Here is a 2,609-nt window from a genome sequence, read left to right as displayed (position 1 = left end):
CCATGGGTACATCTCCTTTGATGGCGTTGTCCGGGGTTTGCCCCGGTTGTTCCTGTTGTCTGTTGTTATTTTTGGTGTTTCTTGTGGTGGCGGATGACTTCCCCGATGATGAAGTTCAGGAAAGCCTTGGCAAATTCAGGGTCCAGGTCGGCCTGTTCCGCCAAGTCTTCGAGCCGTGCGATCTGTGCCGCTTCGCGGGCCGGATCGGACGGGGGAAGGTCGTGTTCAGCCTTGAGCCGGCCCACCGCCTGGGTGTGCTTGAACCGCTCGCCCAGAGTATAGACGAGGATCGCATCCAGACGGTCGATGCTTTCGCGGTGGCCCTTCAGCAGTTGGGCTGCGCGGGCCACGGGATCTTGGGTGTCTGTTGTCATCGGGTTCTCCGCATTGCAGCAAACTCGGGGCCGGCCGGGACGGCAGCAGGCGCGCACCCAGGGTGTGCGCCTTGTGTGCCGCAGCGGCGCGGCGTCAGGATTTCCAGGTGCAGATCAGTCAATGGCCCAGCCCTCCGGTTTGAAGAGCGGATCGGCGTAGTGGGCGATTTCCATGTCGATGCCATGTGCAATCTGGCTATCCTTCAGGGCGTCCGGCGCGGGGTGGCGGTAGACCGCATCATTTCCGTCGATGGTGGCGGCGCTGTGGTCCTTGGCAGCGCCGAGCCGTTCCGCAAGCCGGATCGAGTCGAGATTCTTGGGGTCGATATAGCTGACTGCGGTTTCCCAGCCCAGGTTTGAATAAAAATGTCCGCGTGCGGCTTGTGCTGCCTCCAGCGCATAGCCTTTGCCGGCGGCACCGGGCCAGATGATCCAGGCGATCTCGCGCTCGGGCCAGCCTGCGGGCTGCCATCCGCCGGCCATGCCGTAGGTCTCATCGGTGGCCTTGTCGTGAATCATCCACATGCCGAAACCGCGCACCTGCCAGTGGCCGATCTCGGCGGCATAGAGCATCCAGGCCTCGTAGGTGTTCAGCGGCCCGCCCATGAAGCGCGCGCGGTAGGAGCTGAAGGTGGCCTTAAAATCGGGGTAATCCTGCGGTTCGGGGCCGCGCAGCACCAGACGGCGGGTTTCAATCACCGGGATATCGAACGGCATCAGCGCGCTCCTTCCGGCGGAAGGGCGCGGCATGGCCGGGATATGACCCAGTGACGGCGCATCAGTGCAGCAGGCCCCGTGCGGCCTGCGGGCCGCTCACGCGCGGCGGCGGCATGTGGCGCCAGGCGCGGATGTTGGGCGCGGGCTGCAGGCGAAAGGAGACCGGCTTTTCCGGCCGCGCACCGACACGGCGGGCCAGCGCGATGGAGGCGTCGTTTTCCTCGGGCACATAAGAGACGATCGAGTCCCAGCCGGCCTCGGCGAACAGCCAGTCGAGCACACATTGCGCCGCTTCGCTGGCGTAGCCCTTGCCGCGGCCCGGTTCCATCAGATGCCAGGACAGTTCCGGCTCCGGCCAGCCCTTGGGGAACCAGGGGCCGACGAGGCCCACAGTCAGCCCGGAGCTGCGCTCCACCACCGCAAACAGGCCGTAGCCGTGCAGGTGCCAATGGCCGATGATGGTGGCAATCGACCACCAGAGCGAGTCAGTATCCGCCGCCGCATCGATAAAGCGCGGCGCGCCAGGATCCAGGAAGGCCGCGTTGGCATTGAATTCCGGATCTGCCGGAGAAATCAGCATCAGCCGTTTTGAAACAAGCCGCGGGTACGGCGTTTGTACGTCAGTCATTTTATACCCCTTTGTCCGGGCGGCGGACCGCCCGGCATGAAATTCACCCATCCAATGATGGAGTATCGGGGAGACTGCGTAATTTTCAGTTAAACGGGGCGCGGCAGCGGCGGCCGGCCTCGCCGTTTTCAGGCCAATTTGAGGGAAGCTCATGCGTAGGCCTCCATCCCGTCGTCGCAAGGAGAGGCAGGGGCAGGGTGGCGGTAGACCAGCTCGCGCCCGTGTTTGGGGTTGTCGAATTCCGCCTCGAACACCGCGCCCAGCCGTTCGGCCAGCGCCACCGAACGGGTGTTGCCCGGGAAGATGTTGGAACTGAGTGCCGGCAGGCCCATCACCTCATAGGCGTGGGAGCGGGCGGCCAGTGCGGCCTCTGCCATGATGCCGCGGCCTTCGCCGGCCGGGAACGCCACCCAGCCCAGTTCCGGTTCCGGCCAGCCTTCGGGCTGCCAGATGCCGGTGATGCCAAGCGCCTCGCCGGTTTCCTTGCAGGTGATGGTCCAGAAGCCGAAACCGCGCATCGCCCAGTGGCCCACTGACATGGTGAACCAGCGCCAGGCTTCGTTGCGGTCCAGCGGGCCGCCAAACCCCCAGGAGTGTGCTTCATCGGCGAAGAACGCTGCCACCGGACCGAAATCGGCCGCCTCCGGTCCGCGCAGGACCAGGCGTTCGGTTTCTAGCTGAGGGATGACGGGGAGCTGCATAGATTACTTCTTCTTGCCGAAGCCGCTGAGGCCTGCAGGCAGGCCCATGCCGCCGCCAAGACCGGGCAGGCCGCCGGGCATGCCGCCCTTGCCGCCCATTGCCTTGGCCGCGGCTTCCAGCGCCTTGGGGTTCATTTGCGAGGGATCCATGCCGCCCATGTCCGGCATGCCGCCCTTGCCGAACATGCC

4 protein-coding genes and 1 pseudogene are annotated in these 2,609 nt (G+C 65.1%); all 5 read right to left on the bottom strand.

Going from position 1 to position 2,609, the window contains the following annotated elements; all coding sequences use genetic code 11:
• Positions 1 to 65: 65 nt before the first annotated feature.
• Positions 66 to 374 (bottom strand): chorismate mutase, encoded by a 309-nt coding sequence (locus tag A2I95_RS30785; RefSeq protein ID WP_027257244.1) that lies wholly within the window; start codon positions 372 to 374, stop codon positions 66 to 68.
• A 114-nt stretch (positions 375 to 488) separates the two neighbouring features.
• Positions 489 to 1,091 (bottom strand): GNAT family N-acetyltransferase, encoded by a 603-nt coding sequence (locus tag A2I95_RS30780; RefSeq protein ID WP_027257245.1) that lies wholly within the window; start codon positions 1,089 to 1,091, stop codon positions 489 to 491.
• A 61-nt stretch (positions 1,092 to 1,152) separates the two neighbouring features.
• A complete protein-coding gene (locus A2I95_RS30775; protein ID WP_051372002.1) occupies positions 1,153 to 1,719 on the bottom strand; it encodes a GNAT family N-acetyltransferase in 567 nt (188 codons plus the stop codon).
• 149 nt (positions 1,720 to 1,868) lie between these two features.
• The gene (locus A2I95_RS30770; protein ID WP_291735951.1) at positions 1,869 to 2,420 is read right to left on the bottom strand and encodes a GNAT family N-acetyltransferase; all 552 of its coding nucleotides are present in this window, start codon (positions 2,418 to 2,420) and stop codon (positions 1,869 to 1,871) included.
• Between the two features lie 3 nt (positions 2,421 to 2,423).
• Positions 2,424 to 2,609, bottom strand: a pseudogene (locus tag A2I95_RS30765) (signal recognition particle protein); the annotation flags it as partial.

The organism is Leisingera sp. F5, assembly GCF_001593695.1.
This window is presented reverse-complemented; position numbering and strand designations above follow the sequence as displayed.

Coding starts and splice junctions, on each gene's coding strand:
- A2I95_RS30785 (WP_027257244.1), bottom strand. CDS start 374: ATGACAACAGACACCCAAGATCCCGTGGCCCGCGCAGCCCAACTGCTG.
- A2I95_RS30780 (WP_027257245.1), bottom strand. CDS start 1,091: ATGCCGTTCGATATCCCGGTGATTGAAACCCGCCGTCTGGTGCTGCGC.
- A2I95_RS30775 (WP_051372002.1), bottom strand. CDS start 1,719: ATGACTGACGTACAAACGCCGTACCCGCGGCTTGTTTCAAAACGGCTG.
- A2I95_RS30770 (WP_291735951.1), bottom strand. CDS start 2,420: ATGCAGCTCCCCGTCATCCCTCAGCTAGAAACCGAACGCCTGGTCCTG.